This window comes from Salinispora goodfellowii, assembly GCF_059570675.1.
Map to the genome: position 1 here is coordinate 142,041 of NZ_JCANTD010000004.1, position 21,400 is coordinate 163,440.

The 21,400-nt window shown below is 68.1% G+C and carries 15 protein-coding genes; 4 read left to right on the forward strand and 11 right to left on the reverse strand.

The annotated features are described in order from the left end of the window. The first annotated feature begins 38 nt into the window (after positions 1–38). Positions 39–2,021: a Stk1 family PASTA domain-containing Ser/Thr kinase gene (gene pknB / locus T398_RS07125; protein WP_496445562.1), complete on the forward strand. Its 1,983-nt coding sequence runs from the start codon at positions 39–41 to the stop codon at positions 2,019–2,021. Continuing rightward, positions 2,018–2,881 (forward strand): deoxyribonuclease IV, encoded by an 864-nt coding sequence (locus T398_RS07130; protein ID WP_496445563.1) that lies wholly within the window; start codon positions 2,018–2,020, stop codon positions 2,879–2,881. Before pknB ends, T398_RS07130 begins: the two co-directional genes overlap by 4 nt. A 17-nt stretch (positions 2,882–2,898) precedes the next feature. On the opposite strand, the gene T398_RS07135 is transcribed toward T398_RS07130, so the two are convergent. The 4 genes from T398_RS07135 to T398_RS07150 form a co-directional block, all read right to left on the reverse strand. Then, positions 2,899–3,918: a threonine aldolase family protein gene (locus tag T398_RS07135; RefSeq protein WP_496445564.1), complete on the reverse strand. Its 1,020-nt coding sequence runs from the start codon at positions 3,916–3,918 to the stop codon at positions 2,899–2,901. A 198-nt stretch (positions 3,919–4,116) separates the two neighbouring features. After that, the gene (locus T398_RS07140; protein WP_496445565.1) at positions 4,117–5,523 is read right to left on the reverse strand and encodes a class II 3-deoxy-7-phosphoheptulonate synthase; all 1,407 of its coding nucleotides are present in this window, start codon (positions 5,521–5,523) and stop codon (positions 4,117–4,119) included. Between the two features lie 119 nt (positions 5,524–5,642). Continuing rightward, the gene (locus T398_RS07145; protein WP_496445566.1) at positions 5,643–6,131 is read right to left on the reverse strand and encodes a nuclear transport factor 2 family protein; all 489 of its coding nucleotides are present in this window, start codon (positions 6,129–6,131) and stop codon (positions 5,643–5,645) included. A 140-nt stretch (positions 6,132–6,271) separates the two neighbouring features. Then, positions 6,272–7,894 carry a glycosyl hydrolase family 18 protein gene (locus tag T398_RS07150; protein ID WP_496445567.1) on the reverse strand — a complete coding sequence of 541 codons (1,623 nt, stop codon included), beginning with the start codon at positions 7,892–7,894 and terminating at the stop codon, positions 6,272–6,274. Between the two features lie 401 nt (positions 7,895–8,295). Here T398_RS07150 and T398_RS07155 point away from each other — a divergent pair, with 401 nt between their 5' ends. Continuing rightward, on the forward strand, positions 8,296–9,312 hold the full coding sequence (locus T398_RS07155; RefSeq protein WP_496445568.1) for a LacI family DNA-binding transcriptional regulator: 1,017 nt from the start codon (positions 8,296–8,298) through the stop codon (positions 9,310–9,312). Positions 9,313–9,376: 64 nt separating this feature from the next. Here the strand turns inward: T398_RS07155 and T398_RS07160 are convergent, their stop codons facing one another. The 5 genes from T398_RS07160 to T398_RS07180 all read right to left on the reverse strand — a co-directional run bounded on the left by T398_RS07160 (position 9,377) and on the right by T398_RS07180 (position 14,748). Then, positions 9,377–10,339 (reverse strand): carbohydrate kinase family protein, encoded by a 963-nt coding sequence (locus T398_RS07160; RefSeq protein WP_496445569.1) that lies wholly within the window; start codon positions 10,337–10,339, stop codon positions 9,377–9,379. Further along, the gene (locus tag T398_RS07165; protein ID WP_496445570.1) at positions 10,336–11,613 is read right to left on the reverse strand and encodes an AGE family epimerase/isomerase; all 1,278 of its coding nucleotides are present in this window, start codon (positions 11,611–11,613) and stop codon (positions 10,336–10,338) included. Before T398_RS07165 ends, T398_RS07160 begins: the two co-directional genes overlap by 4 nt. A 1-nt stretch (position 11,614) precedes the next feature. Beyond that, positions 11,615–12,508 (reverse strand): carbohydrate ABC transporter permease, encoded by an 894-nt coding sequence (locus T398_RS07170; protein ID WP_496445571.1) that lies wholly within the window; start codon positions 12,506–12,508, stop codon positions 11,615–11,617. Next, positions 12,505–13,401, reverse strand: a complete 897-nt coding sequence (locus tag T398_RS07175; RefSeq protein WP_496445572.1) for a carbohydrate ABC transporter permease — start codon at positions 13,399–13,401, stop codon at positions 12,505–12,507. The genes T398_RS07170 and T398_RS07175 overlap by 4 nt, the downstream gene beginning before the upstream one ends. Before the next feature lie 105 nt (positions 13,402–13,506). Continuing rightward, on the reverse strand, positions 13,507–14,748 hold the full coding sequence (locus tag T398_RS07180; RefSeq protein WP_496445573.1) for an ABC transporter substrate-binding protein: 1,242 nt from the start codon (positions 14,746–14,748) through the stop codon (positions 13,507–13,509). 308 nt (positions 14,749–15,056) lie between these two features. Here T398_RS07180 and T398_RS07185 point away from each other — a divergent pair, with 308 nt between their 5' ends. Next, on the forward strand, positions 15,057–19,340 hold the full coding sequence (locus T398_RS07185; RefSeq protein ID WP_496445574.1) for a GH92 family glycosyl hydrolase: 4,284 nt from the start codon (positions 15,057–15,059) through the stop codon (positions 19,338–19,340). A 138-nt stretch (positions 19,341–19,478) separates the two neighbouring features. Here the strand turns inward: T398_RS07185 and proC are convergent, their stop codons facing one another. Together proC and T398_RS07195 are read right to left on the reverse strand one after the other, a co-directional pair. Continuing rightward, positions 19,479–20,297, reverse strand: a complete 819-nt coding sequence (gene proC, locus T398_RS07190; protein ID WP_496445575.1) for a pyrroline-5-carboxylate reductase — start codon at positions 20,295–20,297, stop codon at positions 19,479–19,481. A gap of 68 nt (positions 20,298–20,365) precedes the next feature. Continuing rightward, positions 20,366–21,394: a 6-phosphofructokinase gene (locus tag T398_RS07195; protein ID WP_012014478.1), complete on the reverse strand. Its 1,029-nt coding sequence runs from the start codon at positions 21,392–21,394 to the stop codon at positions 20,366–20,368. Between the last annotated feature and the right edge of the window lie 6 nt (positions 21,395–21,400).

Consider the following 21,400-nt stretch of genomic DNA (forward strand, 5'->3'; position numbering starts at 1 on the left):
TCCAACCACCTACCCCTGGACACATAGACTTCCTGCCGATGGACACACAGGTCGCCGACACGTTGCTGGGCTCACTGATCGACGGGCGCTACCGCATCCGCGGTCGGGTCGCCCGGGGTGGCATGGCGACTGTATACACCGCAACCGACGAGCGCCTCGATCGCACCATCGCAGTCAAGATCATCCATCCCGCACCGGGTCCGGAGGCCCAGGGGCGGACAGCGGGCTTCGTGGACCGTTTCGCCGACGAGGCGAAGACCATCGCCCGGCTGACCCACCCCAACGTCGTCGCGGTCTACGACCAGGGCATCCACGCCGACCGGCCATACCTGGTCATGGAGTACGTGCGCGGGCGCACGCTGCGCGACGTGCTCACCGAACGGCACCGGCTCAACCCCGACGAGGTGCTCGCGATCACCGAACAGATGCTCGCCGCGATCGCCGCCGCGCACCGGGCCGGGCTCGTCCACCGGGATGTCAAACCGGAAAACGTGCTGGTCGCCGAGGCACCGACCGGAGGTGCGGCCAACCTGGTCGACAGCGTGGTGAAGGTCGCTGATTTCGGATTGGCTCAGGCGGTGGAGGCGAGCGCCGACGACGCGCAGGCCAACCAGTTGATGGCCACGATCGCCTATGTGGCACCGGAGCTGGTGACCGATGGGCACGCCGACCCGCGCACCGACGTCTATTCCGCGGGCATCGTGCTGTTCGAGATGCTCACCGGCCGGGTGCCGTATGACGGCCATCGCCCGGTCGAGGTGGCCTGGCAGCATGTCCGACAGGATGTGCCGGCACCGTCGACCCTGGTACCGGGGCTACCGAAGGCCCTCGACGACCTGGTCATCCGCGCCACCCGGCGCGATCCCGCCGCCCGCCCGGCCGACGCCGGTGCGCTGCTCACCCAGGTACAGGCAGCTCGGGAGGGGTTGGGCAACCCGAATACCCACACCACGGTGCTACGCCGGGTGACCGAGAGGCCCCCGGTGAGTGACCCGACCATGGTGGTCGCGGCCGTACAGCCGGCGCAGCGCCCTGCCTGGGCCCGGTTACCCGAGGAGGCCCCGCGGGGTGGCCGACGCCGGGCGGTCGACAACGAGAGTGTCTGGTCCCGGTTGGCCCCGCTGCCCGGTCGGCTGATGGGTGAGCAGCGCGGCCGACTTGCGGTGGCCGCTGTCGTCGTGATGCTGGGGCTGATTGCCGCGGTGGGTGGCTGGTGGGTCGGCGTCGGCCGATTCACCCAGGCCCCAGAGCTGGTGAGCCTGGACCAGGCCGCCGCGGAGGCGCAGGCGAAACGGGCCGGTTTGGTCCTCCGATACGCCGACCCGCGCCACGACGATCAGGTGCCGAAAGACGCCGTCCTGTCCCAGGATCCGGCCTCCACCTCCCGCATCGTGAAGGGTGGCACGATCACCCTCACCCTCTCGCTGGGCCCCGAGCAGTTCGCGGTGCCGGATGTCGTCGGCAAAGAGTTCGAGTTGGCCTCGACCGACCTGACCGCGGCCGGCCTGGAAGTGATCAAGGGTTCCACCAGCTACCACAACAGCCTACCGGAGGGCATGGTGGTCGCCACCGACCCGGAGGCGGGCACCGAGGTCAAGCCCGGACACGAGGTCACGGTAACTCTGAGCAAAGGCAGGGCGCCCATCTCGGTGCCGAACCTGGTCGGCAAGCCCTTGAACGAGGCCCGTTCGATCCTGAACCAGCTCGGGCTGGTACTCGTGGAACCGCCGACGGTGAAGGAGTCCGACAAACCCAAGAACGAGGTCATCGGGCAGAGTCCAGCCGACGGCGCCGGCGTGGAGAAGGGGGCGAAGGTCAGCCTGGAGGTCAGCCAGGGCCCACCGCAGGTTGTCGTCCCCCGCGTGATCGGCATGCCGTGCCAGCAGGCCAAGCAGGTGCTGGAGGGGCAGTCCTTCCCGGTCGCGGTGCAGTTCAACCAGAACGGCACCGTCCGGTTCCAGACTCCCGGCGAGAACTCCCAGGTACCACCCGGTACCCAGATCACCCTCGGCTGCCTGTGACGGCGGCCGTGCGACCGGTCGGCGCGCACACACCGACCGGGGGCGGGCTGGCGAAAGCCGCCCTGCCCTACCTGGACGCGACGGGCGCCGAGGTCGCCCAGGTCTACGTTTCCAACTCGCGGGGCTGGGCATTGCCACCCGGCAACCCGACGCAGGACGCACTGTTTCGCGCCGGCTGCGCCGAGCGTGGTGTCCCGGTGTTCATCCACGCGTCCCTGCTGGTCAACCTCGGCTCGCCCACCGCGGCGACCGTGGAGCGGTCAACGCAGACGCTGGCACACGCGCTACGCCGAGGGACAGCGATCGGCGCCCAGGGGGTGGTGTTCCACGCCGGCAGCGCGGTGGACGCCGGGTACGCCGACACGGCAATGCGCCAGGTCCGGGAAGTGCTGCTGCCACTGCTGGACACCGCCGGTGACACAGACGGGCCGATGCTGCTGGTCGAGCCGAGCGCCGGTGGCGGGCGCTCGCTCGCCGCCCGGGTAGAACAACTCGGCCCCTACCTGGATGCGGTGGACCGGCACCCTTGGCTCGGTGTCTGCTTCGACACCTGCCATGCCTGGGCCGCCGGGCACGACCTGTCCGTCGAAGGTGGCATGACCGCCACGCTCGACACGCTGGTAGCCACCGTAGGGGCGGACCGGCTACGGCTGGTACACGCCAACGACTCGAAGGACCTCTGCGGCTCCACCCGGGACCGACACGAGAACATCGGCAAGGGCACCATCGGGGAGCCAGCCTTCGCCGAACTGATGCACCACCCGGCGACCTCCGGGGTGCCGACGGTGGTGGAGACCCCCACCGAGAAGCACGTGGGCCACGCCGGCGACGTGGCCGTTCTCAAGCGACTGCGTAGCTGACCGACCGGCGGTACGGATCAGGCACGCAGGGCGCGGGTGAGGACGTCGATCGCGCGGTTGATCGCCGCATCGTCCACACCCAGATGGGTGACCAGGCGGGCGGTATCCGGGCCGAGCACACTGACCAGCACCCCTTCCGCACGGGCCGCTGCGGCGAAGGTGTGCGCGTTCATCGGTGCCTTGGTGAGATCCAACGGGACCAGGTTGGTATGCACCTCGGCCGCCAAGACCCCGAACGGGGCAACCGCGTCGGCGAGCCGGGTCGCCTTCGCGTGATCCTCGGCGAGCCGCTGCACCTGGTTCGCCAGGGCGTACCGGCCGGCAGCCGCGAGGATCCCGGCCTGCCGCATACCACCGCCCATCCGCTTCCGGATGAACCGAGCTCGTTCGATCTTGTCGGCACTGCCGACCACCAGCGAGCCGACCGGCGCGCCAAGCCCCTTGGAGAGGCAGACCGACAGGGTGTCGAAGAGCACGCCGTAGGTGGCCAGCGGTACCCCGTCGGCGATGTGCGCGTGCCAGATTCGAGCACCGTCGCAGTGCACCGCGACCTGAGCCGCGTCGGCGACCCGACGCAGCTCACGCAGAGCCGCCAGCGGGATCACCCCACCGCCGCCCCGATTGTGGGTCTGCTCCACGGCGACCGCCCGGGTAGGCACCGCAAAGTAGCCATCGGGCCGAATCATGCCAGCGACCACGTCCGGGTCAACCGCCGCGCCGACCGCCGGCCAGGTCCGCGACGAAATGCCGCCGTACACGGCAGCCGCACCGATCTCGTACGTCACCACGTGCGCGTCCGCGTCGCAGAGCAGTTCGCCGCCGGGTGGCACCAACAACTGCAGCGAAATCTGGTTGGCCATCGTCCCGGTCGGGCAGAACAGCGCCGCCTCGTGGCCGAAAAGCGCCGCGACCTCGGCTTCCAGGGCGTTGACCGTAGGGTCCTCGCCGTACACGTCGTCGCCCACCTCGGCGACGGCCATCGCCTCCCGCATTCCCTCGGTCGGGCGGGTGACAGTGTCCGAACGCAGATCGATCATGACGTCCTCCTCCTCGCGTCAGCCACGGAGCTTCCCCTCCGGCCGCCGACTGCGGGGCTCGCAAGCTCACTCCTCGCGTCAGCCACGGAGCTTCCCCTCCGGCCGCCGACTGCGGGGCTCGCAAGCTCACTCCTCGCGTCAGCCACGGAGCTTCCCCTCCGGCCGCCGACTGCGGGGCTCGCAAGCTCACTCCTCGCGTCAGCCACGGAGCATCTCGGCTACCAGGAACGCCAGCTCCAGCGACTGTTGGGTGTTCAGCCGCGGGTCGCAGGCGGTCTCGTACCGGTCGGGCAGATCGACATCGCCGATCCCCTGGGCACCGCCGAGGCACTCGGTGACATCTTCACCGGTCAGCTCGACGTGCAGCCCGCCGGGGTGGGTTTCCAGGCCGCGGTGCACCTCGAAGTAGCCCAGCACCTCGTCCACGATCCGGTCGAAGTGCCGGGTCTTGTAGCCGTTAGACGACTCATGGGTATTGCCGTGCATCGGGTCGCACTGCCACACCACCTTGGCGCCGGCGGCGGTGACCTTGGCGACGAGCGACGGCAGGACGTCACGGACCCGGTGGTTGCCCATCCGACTGATCAGGGTCAGCCGGCCCGGCACATTGTCCGGGTTGAGCTTCTCGCACAGCTCGATGACGTCGTCCGGTCTCGTCGTCGGGCCGAGCTTCACCCCGATCGGGTTCGCGATCCGGGAGATGAAGTCAATATGCGCCCCATCGAGCTGCCGGGTACGCTCGCCCACCCAGAGCAGGTGCCCGGAGAGCCCGTACGCCCGGCTGTCGGAGACACGGGTCAACGCCCGGTCGTACTCCAAGGCAAGCGCCTCGTGGGAGCAGTAGAGGGTGACGGTCCGCAACGCCTCGTCCTCGGTCATCCCACAGGCCTGGATGAAGGCCAGCGCCCGGTCGATCTCCCGGGCGATCGCCTCGTACCGCTCGCCGGCCGGCGAGTTCCGCACGAAGCCCTTGTTCCAGTCGTGCACCGCGTGCAGGTCCGCCAGGCCGCCAGCAAGATAGGCACGGAGCATGTTCATCGCGGCGGCGGAGTTCGCGTACGCCCGGATCATGCGTTGCGGGTCGGCGACCCGCGCCTCCGGCGTCGCGTCCAAGGAATTGATCATGTCGCCCCGGTAGGCCGGTAGGCCACGGGCGTCGGTCGGCAGGGACCGGGGCTTGGTGTACTGACCCGCCGCCCGGGCGACCTTGACCACCGGCAAGGAGGCGCCGTAGGTCAGCACGATCGCCATCTGCAGCAAGGTACGGGCGTTGGCGAGCAGGTGGCTCTCGGTGTTGTCGGCGAAGGTCTCCGCACAGTCCCCACCCTGGAGCAGGAACGCCTTCCCCTCGCAGACCAGTGCGAGTTGGCGCCGCAGTTGATCAACCTCGTACGGGGCCACGACCGACGGGACGTTCTCCAACACCTTGCAGACCTCGGCGACCTGGGCACCGTCCGGCCAGGGCGGGGTCTGGGCACGCGGCAGGTCCCGCCAACGGTCCAGACCGAGGGCAGCGTCCTCGGCGGAATCGATGGTTGGCCGGCTGGTCTGCAGCACCGGACTACCGACAGCGGGATGGCTCAGCTGATGCCATTCTTGGCGCATACCAGAAAGCCTACGGCGACGGGTCCGGCACCAAACCCGCGAGGGGGGCTGTTCCGCCAGGTGAGAGATCCGTCACCAATCTCGAGCCGAGTCGGGCGCCGGCCGTGGGACAGCCAAGATCAGGGGGTTTCGGTCGGCTCAGGAGTCCCGGTCGAGGCGGACGCCGTACTGCCGGGCGTCTCACTCGCGATACACCAATCAGCCCCGTCCCGGGTCACCGTGAACAGCAGCGGGCGGACCAGCTCCTCCGCACCGGAGGTCACCGACACCGTCGCGCTGACCTCCTCACCCCGCGGACCGGGCCCGACCTCGGTAATCTGCGCCTGCGACACCTCAAAGTGGTCAGCGAAGTCGCCGCTCGGTCCGGTGGCGACAGCATCGAACGCCGGATGCATCACCGCGCAGAACTGGCTACGCCCGGCAGCCACGTCCTTGACCGCTACCGCATCAAGGTATGCCTGCACCCGCTCCCGCGCCTTGGTCGCGCCCTCGACCGCAGGCGCCTGCTCGGCGGACTCCGTCGGCTCATCCGCGCTGCAGCCGAGGAGCGTCGCCAGCAAACTCCCACCGAGCACGCCGAGCCCCAGCCTCCGGTACGCCGTACGCATGCCACCTCCGAACGCCATGGATTCCGACCGTCGACCGGCGAGTCTGTCACACCGGGCGGAGCGACGGTCCCACCGACACGGGCGGGGAAGGAGCGATCCGTGGCCCCTCCCCCGCCCGGGTCGATCGGGCGTCGGCCGGGCTAGCCGAGACCACCCTCAATGGCGCTGATCAGCTCACCGTTGGTGGTGTCACCGGAGAGTTCCCAGAAGAACGCTCCGCCGAGACCCTCATTCTTCGCGTAGGTCATCTTGCCGCCGATGGTGTACGGGGTGTCGTAGCTCCACCAGTTGTTGCCGCACTTGGCGTACGCCGTACCGCCGACGGTTCCGGTTACCGGACAGGTGTTCTTCAGAACCTTGTAGTCATCAAAGCCCGCCTCGTAGGTGCCGGAGGCGGGTCCGGTGGCGGTGCCACCTGGCGCTGTCTGGGTGACACCGGTCCAACCTCGACCGTAGAAGCCGATGCCGAGCAGCAGTTTGTCGGCCGAGACCCCCTTACTCTTCAGCTTCTGGATCGCCGCGTCGGACCAGAAGCCCTGCTGTGGGATACCGGAGTACGAGTAGAGCGGCGAGTGTGGGGCGGTCGGACCCTGCGGGCTGAAGGCGCCGAAGTAGTCGTAGGTCATGGCCATGATCCAGTCGAGCGTGGACGCCGCGCCGGCATAGTCGGCAGCGTCGATCCGGCCGCCGTTGCTGGCATCGCCGGTGATCGCGGCGGTGATCAACGCCGACGGGCCGAACCGGGCGCGCAGCGCCTCCACCACGTTCTTGAACGCGGCTGGTCCGCTGGAGTCACAGGTGAGACCGCAGGCGTTCGGGTATTCCCAGTCGATGTCGATGCCGTCGAAGACATCCGCCCAACGCGGGTCCTCGACCAGGTTGTAGCAGCTCTCGGCGAAGGCGGCCGGGTTCTGCGCTGCCTGGGTGAACCCGCCGGACCAGGTCCAGCCGCCGAAGGACCAGATCACCTTGAGGTGCGGGTACATCGCTTTGAGCTTGCGCAGCTGGTTGAAGTTCCCCCGCAACGGCTGATCCCAGGTGTCGGCGACGCCGTCCACGCTGCCCGCCGCGGTGTACGCCTTCTCGTAGTCGGCGTAGCTGTCGCCGATCCCGCAGCGCCCACCTGCCGTTTTGCCGAACGCGTACATGATGTGGGTCAGCTTCGATGCCGAGCCACTGGTGTGGATGTTCTTGACGTGGTAGTCGCGGTCGTAGACACCCCACTGCGTGAAGTAGCCGACGATCTTGTGGTCACCACTGGGGGGTGCGGTGGTCGGGGGCGGCGTGGTTGGCGGCGGCGTGGTCGGGGGCGCGGTCGTCGGAGGTGACGTGGTCGGGGGCGACGTGGTCGGTGGGGCGGACCCGCCGGAACAGGCAGCACCGTTGATTGTGCAGTTCAGGGGTGCTCGATAGGGGCCGGTCCCGTTGTACCCCCAACTGAAGCTGGCACCTGGGGCGAGCGGCCCGGCCCAACTCTTCTTGACCGCGACGTAGTGGTTCCCGGTGCGGGTGACGTCGGCGTCCCAGAACACGCCGATGCTGGTCCCGGCGGGAAGGTCGAACTCGATCCGCCAGGTGCTCACCGACTCATTCGAGCCGTTGGTGACCGTCACCTTCGCCGAGTGGCCACTCCCCCAGTCCTGCACCTGGTCGAAGGTGGCGGTGACGCTGCCGGCCCCGTACGCAGAGGCCATCGGAACCGCCGCGACTGCCAGCATGACTACGACACCGGCCCAGAGGGCCCGGCGAAGTGATCTCTTCATGTAACACCCCTCAAATAGTTAGGAAACTTTTTAATGATTATGAGACGTTACTCACAGCCCGCAAATTCGTCAAGAAGCTCGCACACATCGCAATCGAACGCCCTGGATAGCGCCGGCTTAACCGTCCGTACATCTGTTGGGCGCAGCCCTGACCCAACGGAGTAACCCATAAAGCCTGAAATACCAGGCATGACAGAAAATTCACTTTTGCGCTAACAGCCTGCCCCGAAGCAGCGTCTCCGGAGAGCGCACACCCGGGAGGGAGCCCATCCCGCACCCGCGGGGAGGCTATTTCGCACATACGCTGAAGCCGTTTGGTTCGCAGTAGAGCGATTGGTAAAGTCCAGCTATCTTTCGGTCCATCCCATCGAGCCTGCGACCCGGGCCGACAAGGACGACGCATGCTGCATCACCCGGCCAAACTGCCCCAGCCTCGACGGCCCACGATGGTGGATGTCGCGCGACGTGCCCGTGTGAGTCTGAAGACCGTCTCCCGCGTGGTCAACAACGAGCCAACCGTCGGCCCCGAACTTGCCGAACGAGTGATGACTGCCGTCTCCGAGTTGGGCTTCCGGCGCAACGGCATCGCCCGCAATCTCCGATCCCGAGAGCTCAGCGCGACGATCGGCCTACTCATCGAAGAAATCGCCAACCCGTTCTACGCGACGATCGCAGGTGTCGCAGCGGAGATCGCGGCGGCACACCAGACACTGCTGATCACCGCCTCCTCCGAGGAGGATCCGGACCGCGAGCGCACGCTGTTGCTGGAGCTGGTCCAGCGCCGGGTGGACGGCCTGCTCGTCGTTCCCGCCGGAACAGACCACTCATTTCTTCGACAGGAGGTGGAGATGGGCCTTCCGGCGGTGTTTATCGACCGACCGCCCGGACAGCTCCTCGCCGATGTGGTCCTCCTGGACAACCAGGGCGGAAGTCGCGCCGGAATCCGCTCACTCCTCGACGCCGGGCACCGACGGATCGGCCTATTGCTGGGTTCCTTGAATGTCTACACAATGCGGGAGCGACTGGCCGGCGTACAGGCCGAGTTGTCGGGCTCCGGTATCCCGTACGACGAGGCGTTGGTGCGGAGTGGCATAGCGGGTCCAGAGCAGGCCAGCCGGGCGGTGGCCGACATGCTCGGCCTCGCCGACCAGCCCACCGCCTTCTTCTGCGCCAACAACCGCCTCACCCTCGGCGCACTCCAGGAGCTTCATGGCCGAGGCAGCGACGCGGCGTTGGTTGGTTTCGACGATTTTGAGCTGTCCCATCTGATGCCGCGACCGTTGACCATCATCGCCCACGACCAACGTGAACTGGCACGGATCGCGACGGAGCAACTGTTCGAACGCATCGGTGGAGACCGGTCGTGGCCATCGACCTCCGTCCTGCCGACGCAGCTGGTTCACCGCGGCCGGCGCTGACGTCAGCCCGCCGCCGAGCACCAACGAGGCCCGGCCGACGCTCCCGCCGGCCGGGCCCAGATCGCTACGCTGGCCCCGGGGAGAGCGCCGCGACGGCATCGGCGAGCGTGGGTGGGTCAGCCCCCCGCCGGCCGCAGGTGAGCGCGGCGACGGTGCTGGCCTGGTGTAGCCCCTGGCGCCACTGGTTCGGGGTGACGGCCGCGAGACGGGCACCGGGCTGGTCGCCCAGCGCACCGAAGTCCGCGAGGGCGGCGAGCAGGCCGCCGGTGAACGAATCGCCCGCACCGACGGTATCGACCACCTTGCCCCGCCGGGCTGGCTGTCGGTACATCGCCCCGTCCGGCGCCAGCAGACAACTGCCGGCAGCGCCGCGCGTCACCACCGCGCAGGCCACCCCGGCGGCCCGCCACTCGGCCATGACCTGCTCGATCGTGCGCTCTGGGTAGAGCCAGTCAAGGTCCTCCTCGCTCGCCTTGACCAGGTGCGCGGAGCGCACCTGTCGCTGCACCCGGCGCTGCTCCCCGGCGCGGTCGGGGACGATGGTGGGACGCAGGTTGAGGTCGATCGACAGGGTGAGCGCCCCGCGGTCTCGTTCCCGGGCGAAGAGATCTTCCACCACCGCCGCGCCCGGCGCCAGGGCCAGCGCCAGGGAGCCGGAGTGCAGGGCGGTTAGCCCGGTGTCTTCGAAGCTCGGTAGCTCGGCCGCGGTCCACTGCCAGTCGGCGGTCCCGGTCAGGTAGCACTGGTAGGTGGCCTGGCCGGAGTCGTCGAGCGTGGCGACCACCAGTGAGGTTGACTCGACCGCGGAAATCGCCCAGGCCAGGTCGACTCCGTTGGCGTGCAGGTGGCCCCGGATCCGCTGGCCGAAGCCGTCGCTACCGAGCCGGGCGAGCAGCCGGACCGGCTGCTCGAGCCGGGCCAGGGTGAGTGCGACGTTGGCCGGTGAGCCGCCGGGTACGGCCCGATAGCTCCCGGCCGTGTCCTCGGCGACCAGGTCGACCAGCGCCTCGCCAACAACCGCGATCACCGGTCTACCTCCACCTGATCGGTCCCCATCGGGTCGTACAGACCCGCGAGGCTGGGCTTTGTCGGCGCCGAGGACAGCAGGACGGCCTGGTACGCGTGGTAGACGTCGGGGCGGCCGTGCCAGACCCGGTTCGCCGGCTGGTTCAGCTCGTCCAACTCGTGGTGCCACTCTCCGGTCTTCGGATCAATGAGATGGCGGACGGCGTAGTCCCAGAAGGTCTGGTACCAGTGCTCGTAGTAGTGGTCGCCGGTGCGCCGCCAGAGGGTCGCCGCCGCCCCGATCGCCTCGGCCAGCACCCAGTGCATCCGGGATCGAACCACTGGCCGGTCCGACCAGTCGAGGGTGTAGACAAATCCATCCGCCCCGTCAACCGACCAGCCCCGGGTGACCGCCGCGGTGAAGAGCGCACGCGCGTCTTCGAGCAGCCAGTGCGGTGGTGCAACGAGCGCGGTCTCGAGGTGTAGCAGCAGTCGCGCCCACTCCAGCCAGTGGCCCACCGTGGACCCGTACGGCCGGAAGGGGTCCGCGGGCTGGTCCAGGTTGTAGTCCAGCTGCGGTTCCCAGTCGGCGGTGAAGTGCTCGGGCAGCCGCCAGTCGTGTCGGGCGGCCACCCCGTGCACCAGGTGCTCGCAGATCGCCAACGCGCGTTGCGCCCAGCGCCGGTCCCCGGTGACCTCCCCGACGGCCAGGAACGCCTCGACCATGTGCATGCTGCTGTTCGCACCACGGTAGGGCTCCAGCTCGGAGAAGTCCCGGTTCCACGACTCCCGGGTTCGACCGGCGGTCTCGTCCCAGAACCGCTCGCCCACCACCGTGATCGCCTCGGCCAGGAGCTGGCCGGCGCCGGGCCGGCCGGCGCGGGTCGCGCTGCTCGCGGCGAGCAGGACAAAGGCGTGCTCGTACGCGGACTTCCGGTCCGTAACCGGTTCCCCACCCAACTCCACGGCGCTGAACCAGCCGCCGTGCTGCGCGTCCCGCAGGGAACTGCGCAGCGTGGCGACGCCGTGGTCGACCGTGTCGGCGGTGTCCGGGGTCTGTTGTAGGTGCGCCAGGGCGAAGACGTGGGTCATCCGACAGGTGATCCAGGTATGCAGCGGCTGGCGCGGGTCGGGTTCGCCGTGCTCGCCCAACCACCAGAACCCTCCCTCGGGCCGAACCGAGGCGCGGGCAGCGCGCAGCAGCGCGTCGCGCTGGTTGGCGAGGAGCTGCTGATGGGCGGTGTCCGGGGTCGGGCCGGTTCGCGTCGGCCGCCGGCCGGAGAGATGTTCGGTCATGTCAGCTCTTCACCGATCCTGCCATGAGGCCACCGATGAACCAGCGACCCAGGAATACGTAGACAACCAGAGTGGGCAGCGAGGTGATCAGCGCCCCGGCCATTGAGGCCGCGTAGTCGGGGGACTGAGCTCCCGCGAGCGCATTGAGCGCGATCGTGATCGGCCCATTACGGGTGTTGGAAAGGAAGATCGCAAACAGGTAGTCGTTCCACGCCGAGGTGAACTGCCAGATCACGGCGACCACGAAGCCCGGAATGGAAACCGGCAGAATGATCGACCGGAAGGTACGGATGAGGCCCGCCCCGTCGACCCACGCGGCTTCGACCATCTCCACCGGAACCGTGGTGGCGTAGTAGTTACGGAAGATGAGCGTGCAGATCGGGATGCCGTAGACGCAGTGCACGAAGATCAGCGTTGGAATACCCGGCGCGATACCGAGGGTGCCGACCACTTCCCGCAGCGGAATCATCACCGCCTGGTAGGGGATGAACATCCCGAACAGGATCAGGGTGAACACGATGTCCGCACCGGGAAACCGCCACCGGGACAGGACGAAGCCATTCGCCGCACCGAGCAGCGAAGAGATCAACGCGACCGGAATGGCGAGCTGGAAGGTCCGGACGAACGACGGCCCCAGGGCCGCCCACGCCTTGGCCCACGATTCGGTGCTCCACTGCTCGGGCAGATTCCACTGCCCGTTCACGCCGATGTCAGAGCCCGACTTGAAGCTGGTCACGACGAGGACGTACGCCGGCATCAGCACGATGAGCAGGAAGAGCAGCAGCACGCCGTGCCGGAGGGTGCGCCCGACCACGTCGGCGGTGGAACGGCGAGGCGGTGGGGGCGGCGCCGCGACGGCCGGTGGGGACGTCCGCTGGGTGGTCGTGGTGGTCACGAACGTCGCTCCGTTCTCATCGTCTGCACCAGGTAGGGCACGATGACCAGCGCGACCAGCAGCAACAGAATCACCGAGATCGCCGAGGCCTTGGCGTAGTCACTGGTCAACAGGGTCTGCCAGACGTAGACGGCCGGTACCTCGGTCAGCCACTGGGCGCCGGAGACCGACATGATCAGGTCGAACATCTTCATGGACATGTGCCCGACGATGATCAACGCGGAGAGCGCCACCGGGGTCAGCTGTGGAAAGAGTACCCGCCGGTAGAGCTGGAAGGTGCTGGCCCCGTCGACCGCGGCCGCCTCGCGAAGCTCCGCCGGGATGCCGCGGAACCCAGCGAGGAACAGCGCCATGACATAGCCGGAGAGCTGCCAGATCGCCGGGACCGCCATGGCGACCATGCCCCATTCCGGGTCGGTCCACCAAGGGTTTTGCAGGAAGTCAAGACTCAGCTTCCCGAAGATCGCGTTCAGGCCGCCAGCGTCGTCGCCCTGCCCGGAGTTCATCAGCCATCGCCAGACCACACCGGAGGCGACGAACGAGACCGCCATGGGGAACAGGTAGACCGTCCGGAACAGCCCCTCTGCCCGAACCCCGCGCTCCAGGAGAAACGCCCAGAGCAGGCCCAACAGCATCGTGCCGAGCAGAAAGACGACGGTAAAAATCAGCAGGTTCCGTAGGGAGTGCAGGAACCGGCCATTGATGTCGTTGGTGAACAGATCAACATAGTTACTCAGTCCGACGAATCCGTCCGACTCGGCGGCGGTGTGCCGATCCGACATCGAGACCTTTATCGTCCAACCGATGAGGCCGTAGACGAACACTCCAAGCAGGAGTAACGAGGGGGAGATCAGCAAAAGGCCGGGTCCCCAACGCCGGACGCGAGCAAGCATGGCAGATTCCTGGTGGGTTCGGGCGGACGGGTGTCAACCGGTACCGGTAACCGCACGACCGAGCGAGAGCCCCAGCCGTGCGGTTACCGAAACTGCGAGCCGTTTCTAGTTCTTGCCGAGCGCGGCGGCGGCGGACATGGCCTGCTGCAGCCCCGCCAGGTCCTGGTCGCTGGAGAACTTGCCGATCGCGGAGTTCGCCGCCTCGACGGCGCCCTGCGAGCAGGCCGCACCGTGCGCGCAGGACGGGACCTGCGTGCCGGTCTTCCACGCCTGGATGGCCGACTGCTGGTAGGCGGGGTAGTCGGCCTCGTTGACGTCGGTACGGGCCGGGATGGAGCCCTTCTTGATGTTGAACGCCTGCTGCCCCTCGGCGCTGCCGACGGTCTTCAGCCAGCACTTGGTGCCCTCGGGGTTGTTCGCCCCCTGCGGCAACACGAAGGAGTCGGCCAGCCACTGGAAGGTGTCCCCGTTGCCCGGGAACGCGAGGTAGCCGAAGTCGGTGAAGCCCTTGGTCTCGAAGTCGCTTGGCGCCCAGTCCCCCATCAGGAAGAAGCCGGCCTTGCCGGCCATGAGGAGCTTGCCGGCGTCGGTCCAGTCGTTGGTGTCCCGGTCCGTGTTGGTGTAGCTGAGCAGCCGCCTGTAGTTCTCCAGGCCCTGGGTGACCTCGGGGCTGTTCCAGTCGGTCGCACCGGTCCAGAGGCCGGTGAAGCTCTCCGGGCCGAGGTCACTGATCAGGACCGTCTCCAGCAGCATCAGCTGGGACCAGTCCTTGCCGATCGCGAGCGGTGCGCCCACGCCCGCTGCCTGCAACGTGTCGAGCGCGGTGAAGAGCTCGGCCAGCGTCGTCGGCTCGGCCGTGATACCGGCGTCGGTCAGGACCGACTTGTTCGTCCAGAGCACGTTCGACCGGTGGATGTTCACCGGCACCGAGTAGACCTTGCCGTCCACGCTGAGGTTGTCCAGCAGGCCCGGCGGCAGCGCCTCGGTGAGGCCCCACTCCTCGTACAGGCCGCTGAGATCCTCGATCTGGCCGGCCGCGATGTAGTCCGACAGCTCGGCACCGGCGTGGGCCTGGAAGGTGTCCGGCGCGTCGCCCTGCTGGAGCCGGGAGGCGAGCACCTGCTTGGCGTTCGAACCGGCGCCGCCGGCTACCGCCCCGTTCACGAACGAGTAGTCGCACTGCTCGTCGAAGGCAGCGACCAGACCGTCGAGGCCGGCCTTCTCGCCCCCGTCGGCCCACCAGGTGAAGACCTCCACCTCCTGGTCGGCACCGCTGTCGGCACCACCGCAAGCGGCGGGCGACAGCAACGCGAGCGCCCCGACCGCGGCGACGGCCGCCCTACGCATCCTGCCCATGCTTCCTCCCGCTGGGGATGACATCGTTGTCTGAGAGCCACCACACTTTCGCTGCGGCTAGTCCTCGTCAACGTCGGCCCAGCTACGAAAAAGTAACGATGGCATCACGACGCGACCGGCCAAAAAGCCACTTAACTTCCCCTATTGCCGCCACCCCGGCCCGGCGATCATGAATCGCGCCACCGGAGGCCCACCCAAGACATTCATCAACCTATTGACAACGTTGTCTACTGCCGACACGCTTTCTCCGACCCTCAAGCGTGACCCCCCGCACGCTTGACGAACCCCTGGAGGATCACGTGGGTAGACACCGGAGGGCGATCGCCACCGTGCTCGCGGTTGGCCTGGCGATACCGGGCACCCAACTGCCAGCAGCGGCGGCACCGTCGCTCGACACCGACTTCTTCTCCTCGTTCGATTCCGACGATTCGCAGCCGACGTGGACCAACACCGTGGAAACCGACGCGGCCGGAAAACCCAAGATGTCCGGCGTAACCGGGAATCCAGATTCCGGCGGAATCCCCGGCAACATCAATGACACGATTGCCGAGGTAACCGCCAACGGTGACAACCCGCCCAACGAAACCGTCCGGCGGGTAATCGACAATGACGCGTCCACCAAGTGGCTGGTCTTCGAGCCCACCGGCTGGGTACGGGCCCAGTTCGAGACGCCGGCGACCGTGGTGCACTACGCGCTCACCTCCGCCAACGACGTACCGGAGCGGGACCCGCAGGACTGGGAGCTACAGGGGTCGACCGACGGCGACACCTGGGTCACCCTCGACGCCCAGACCGGGCAGGACTTCCCCGAACGGTTCCAGACCAAGGAGTACCGGTTCAGCAACGACACCGAGTACTCGCACTACCGCCTGGACATCACGGCCAACCACGGTGCAGACATCGTCCAGCTGGCGGACCTCCAGCTCTCCAACGGCGACACCACCCCAAAGCCGCCGACCCCGATGTACAGCGTCGTTGACAACGGGCCCGCGGGAAGCCCCACCGCCAAGGCCAACGCTGGCTGGAGCGGCGAACACGCGTTGCGCTACTCGGGGGGACAGACCGTTGACGGGCGCGGCTACGCCTACAACAAGATCTTCGATGTTGCCATCGACGTCACCGCGACCAGCGAACTGTCGTACCTGATCTTCCCCGAGCTGACCCAGGGCGATCTCGACTATCCGAGCACCTACGCCGCGGTCGACCTGGCCTTCGACGACGGCACCTACCTCAGCGACCTGAACCCGTTTGACCAGTACGGCTTCGGTCTACACCCGTCGAAGCAGGGGACCACCAAGTCGCTCTACGCCGACCAGTGGAACAGCAAACGATCGTCCCTCGGTGCGGTGGCCGCGGGGAAGCGGATCGACCGGATTCTGATCGGGTACGACAGCAGCATCGGCTCCGGCACCTTCCGGGGCTGGGTGGACGACATCCGCGTGACCGGAGACCCCGAGCGCCCCGCCTACGACCGGCTCTCCGACTACGCGTTGACCACCCGCGGGACCAACTCCACCGGAGACTTCTCCCGGGGGAACACCTTCCCGGCTACCGCGGTGCCGCACGGCTTCAACTTTTGGACGCCGATGACCGACGCCGGCTCGAACAGCTGGGTCTACCAATACCAACGGGACAACAACGCCGACAACCGGCCGACGATCCAGGCGTTCACCGCCAGCCACGAGCCCAGCCCGTGGATCGGTGACCGGCAGACCTTCCAGGTCATGCCCGCGGCGACCAGCGACAAACCGAACGCCAACAGAATGGCGCGGGCACTGGCCTTCCACCATGTCAACGAGACCGCCAAGCCCCACTACTACGGCGTGACCTTCGACAACGGGCTAAAGACGGAGATCACTCCCACCGACCACGCGGCGATGTTCCGATTCACCTTCACCGGGGACCACGGCAACCTGATCTTCGACAACCTCAACAACCAGGGCGGTTTGACCCTCAACCCCGACGGAACCGTGACCGGCTACTCCGACACCCGGCTGGGCAGCGGCGCCACCCGGATGTTCGTCTACGGCACGGTGGACCGCCCCGTCGTCGCCCACGGTGGGTTGACCGGTGGCGGTGGCGACGACGTGACCGGCTACCTTGCCTTCGACACCTCAACGTCGAAGGTCGTAACACTACGGATCGCCACCTCGCTGATCTCCCTCGACCAGGCTCGGAAGAACCTGGCACTGGAGATCGCCGAAAACGACACCTTCGACACCGTCCGCGCCCGTGCCCAGGACCTCTGGGATGACAAACTCAAGGTCATCGAGGTCGAGGGTGCTACCGACGAGCAACTCGTGACCCTGTACTCCAACCTCTACCGGCTCTTCCTCTACCCAAACTCCGCACATGAGAACATCGGAACGGCAACCGCTCCGGTGTGGAAGCACGCGGTGCAGTCGTCCACCTCCAGCACGCTGCCGCCGGGGACCACACCAACCGAGACCGGCGCGGACGTGGTGGCGGGAAAGGTGTACGTCAACAACGGCTTCTGGGACACCTACCGCACCACCTGGCCGGCGTACGCGCTGTTCAGCCCCACCACCGCCGGTGAACTCGTTGACGGCTTCGTCCAGCAGTACCGGGACGGTGGTTGGGTGTCGCGGTGGTCGGCCCCCGGCTACCGGAACCTGATGACCGGCACCAGCTCGGACGTCTCGTTCGCCGACGCGTACGTCAAGGGGGTGCGCAACTTCGACGTACGGGCCGCGTACGACGCGGCGGTGCGCAACGCCACCGTCGTGCCACCCGGGAACGCCAACAACAGCAGCGTCGGCCGGAAGGGCCTACCGGAATCGATCTTCCACGGGTACACCTCGACCGCGGTCTCCGAAGGCGTCTCCTGGGCGCTGGAGGGCTACCTCAACGACTTCGGCATCGCGAACATGGCCGCCGAGCTGGCCGAGGACCCGGAGACCCCGGAGGCCGACCGGTCCCGCTACCGGGAGGAGGCGGAGTACTTCCGCAGCCGGGCGCTCAACTACACGCACACCTTCGACCCGGCGATCGAGTTCTTCCAGGGGCGCGACGCGTCCGGGCAGTGGAAGTCGACGCCCGAGACGTACGAGCCGCACGTGTGGGGGCACGAGCACGACTACACCGAGACCAACGGGTGGAACTTCGCCTTCCACGTCCCGCACGACGGCGCCGGCCTCGCCAGCCTGTACGGAGGGCGGGAGGCGCTGGCCGAGAAGCTGGACGAGTTCTTCGCCACGCCGGAGACGGGGACCTTCCCCGGCTCGTACGGCGGGATCATCCACGAGATGCGGGAGGCCCGGGACGTCCGGTTGGGCATGTGGGGCTTCAGCAACCAGGTGTCGCACCACATTCCCTGGATGTACAACTACGCCGGCCAGCCGGCCAAGACGCAGAAGATCGTCCGAGAGGTGCTGTCCCGGCTGTACATCGGCAGTGAGATCGGCCAGGGGTACGCTGGCGACGAGGACAACGGCGAGACCTCGGCGTGGTATCTGTTCAGCGCGCTGGGCCTCTACCCGCTCCAGGTGGGTAGCGAGAACTATGTGATCGGCTCACCACTGTTCACGAAGGCCACCGTGCACCTGGACAACGGTAAGAAGATCGTCGTCAACGCGCCGAACAACAGCGCCGACAACGTCTACGTGCAGGGCCTCAAGGTCAACGGGAAGCCGCACCAGCAGACCTCGATCTCACACGAGGTGCTGGCCGGTGGCGCGGTGCTGGACTTCACCATGGGCTCGCAGCCGTCTTCCTGGGGCAGCGGCGAAGCGGACCTCCCCCCGTCCCTCACCCCCTCCGGTGCGGCCCCCCGACCGATGTCCGACATCGCGGTGACCGGTGGTCCCGCGGCGTTGGCCGACAACACCTCCACCACCTCGGCTCCGGTGGCGGCGCCGGTGCGGTGGGCGGTAGCGGGCGCCCCGGAGCGGGTCACGCACTACACCCTCACGTCGGGGCCGGACACCGGGACCGACCCGGTGGGCTGGCAGCTGCAGGGCTCCTACGACGGAGACACCTGGACCACCATCGACAGTCGTGCCGGTGCGGAGTTCACCTGGCGACTGCAGACCCGGTCCTTCGCCGTAGACCGGCCTGGGCGGTACCTGCACTACCGGCTCACGCCCGAGAGCGGCGACTCCGTCCCCGTCCTCGCCGAGGTCGAGTTGCTCGCCACAACCTCACCGGAGTGCACGAAGACGGTGAGCGGCACCGTCAAGGGCCCTCTGAAGATCGACTCCGGGGTGACGTGCCTGTCCGAGGCGACCGTCAACGGGCCGGTGACGGTGCGCTCCGGCGCCGCGCTCCACGCGGTTGACTCGACCATCTCCGGTCCGGTCGCCGCCAACCGGGCCGAGGCGGTGGTACTTCGGGAGGTCCAGCTCGGAGGGCCGCTGGCGGTGTCCCAGGTGACCGGCGAGGTGAGCATCGAACGCACCACCGTCGCCGGACCGGTGGTCCTGACGCAGAACCAGGCGCCGGTGATCGCGGCGGCGTCGGTCGACGGGCCCCTGTCGTGCTCCCGCAACACCGTCGCACCCACGGACAACGGGGTGCCGAACTCGGTGCGGGGACCTACCTCCGGGCAGTGTAAGGACCGGTAACGATTCCGGGGCCGGCCGCTGGCACGGTGGTCGGCCCCGCCGCCGGCCCCGAGGGTGCCCCTCGGGGCCGCTCCCGTCCCGGCGGCGGTCAGCCCCGGCCTGCTCCCGGTGCGGCATCCCACCGGTGTCCGTTGCCGCTCAGTCGGCTTGCGCGGCCAGTTCCCCGGCCCGGTCCCGGGCCGCCTCCAGGGCGGCCAGCAGCGCCGCCCGCACCCCGTGCTTCTCCAACTCGCGGACGGCGGAGATGGTGGTGCCGGCGGGCGAGGTCACCGCCTCCCGCAGCTTGACCGGGTGCTCGCCGGAGTCGCGCAGCATGACCGCCGACCCGATCGCGGTCTGCACGATCAACTCGTGGGCGACCTGCCGGGGCAGGCCAAGCAGGATGCCCGCGTCAACCATCGCCTCAACCAGCAGGTAGAAGTACGCCGGCCCGGAACCCGACAACGCGGTTACTGCGTCCTGCTGCGACTCGGGTACCCGCAAGGTCCCGCCGAGCGGGGTGAACATCTCCTCGGCCAGGGCCAGGTGCGCGGCGGTGGCGTGCTCCCCGGCGGAGATCGCCGACATCGCCTCGTCAACCAGGGCCGGAGTGTTGGTCATCACCCGCACCACCGGGGTACCGGCGGCCAACCGCCGACTGAAGAAGCTGGTGGGCAGGCCGGCACAGAGCGAGACAACCAGCTTCTCGGCCGGAATCTTCGGTCCGATCTCGTCCAGCAACGCCGCCGCGTCCTGCGGTTTGACCGCGATCGCGAGCACCTCGGCCTCGGCGACCGCGGTGTGGTTGTCGACCACCCGTACGCCGTAGCGGAGAGCCAGCTCCTCGGCCCGCGCCTGCCGCCGGGTGGTGGCCAACAGCCGCTCCGCCGGCCAGCCGGAGCGCAGCAGGCCGGAGAGCACCAGCTCGCCGATCTTGCCAGCCCCGATGACCGCGACCGGGTGCACGGTGTCCGCCATCGGCCGTACCTCCTCCAGCGTAGGCCGGTGCGCGATGGGCCGTGGGCCCACCGCGCACCGGTTGACGATCAGCTACCGAAGAAGACCTCGGCCTCGGCGTACCGCTCCAGCGGCACGGTCTTCAGCTCGCGGGTGGCCTCGGCCAGCGGCACGCGAACGATGTCCGTGCTCTGCATCGCCACCATCTTGCCCCAGTCGCCCTCGTGCACGGCGTCGATCGCCTGGAGACCGAGCCGGGTGGCGAGCACCCGGTCGAAGGCGGTCGGGGTGCCACCGCGCTGGATGTGGCCGAGCACGACGGTACGGGCTTCCTTGCCGGTCTTGGCTTCGAGCTGCTCGGCGAGCCACTGGCCGACGCCACCGAGACGGACGTGACCGAAGGCGTCCAGCTCCTGGTTGTGCAGGACCATCTGCCCCTCGAGCGGGTGGGCGCCCTCGGCGACCACCACGATCGGGGCGTACTGGTGCTGGAAACGCTTCTCGACGTAGCCGGCGACCTGGTTCACGTCGAACTGCCGCTCCGGCAGCAGGATCACGTTGGCGCCACCGGCGAGACCGGCGTGCAGGGCGATCCAGCCAGCGTGCCGGCCCATCACCTCAACCACCAGGGTGCGGTGGTGGCTCTCGGCGGTGGTGTGCAGCCGGTCGATGGCCTCCATCGCGATGTTGACCGCGGTGTCGAAGCCGAAGGTGTAGTCGGTGGCGCCGAGGTCGTTGTCGATCGTCTTCGGCACCCCGATGACGTTGACGCCGAGTTCGTGCAGCTTGGTGGCGACACCGAGGGTGTCCTCGCCGCCGATCGCGATCAGCGCGTCAACGCCCTGCGTGGCGAGGTTCTCCTTGATCCGCTCAACGCCGTTCTCAATCTTGAACGGGTTGGTCCGGGAGGAGCCCAGGATCGTACCGCCACGCGGCAGGATACCCCGCACCTCCGCGATCCCCAGCGGGCGGGAAAGCCCTTCGAGCGGGCCCTTCCAGCCATCCCGGAAGCCCACGAACTCGTGACCGTAGTTGGCCACGCCCTTCCGAACCACCGCCCGGATGACCGCGTTGAGACCGGGGCAGTCGCCGCCGCCGGTGAGCACGCCGATACGCATGATCTG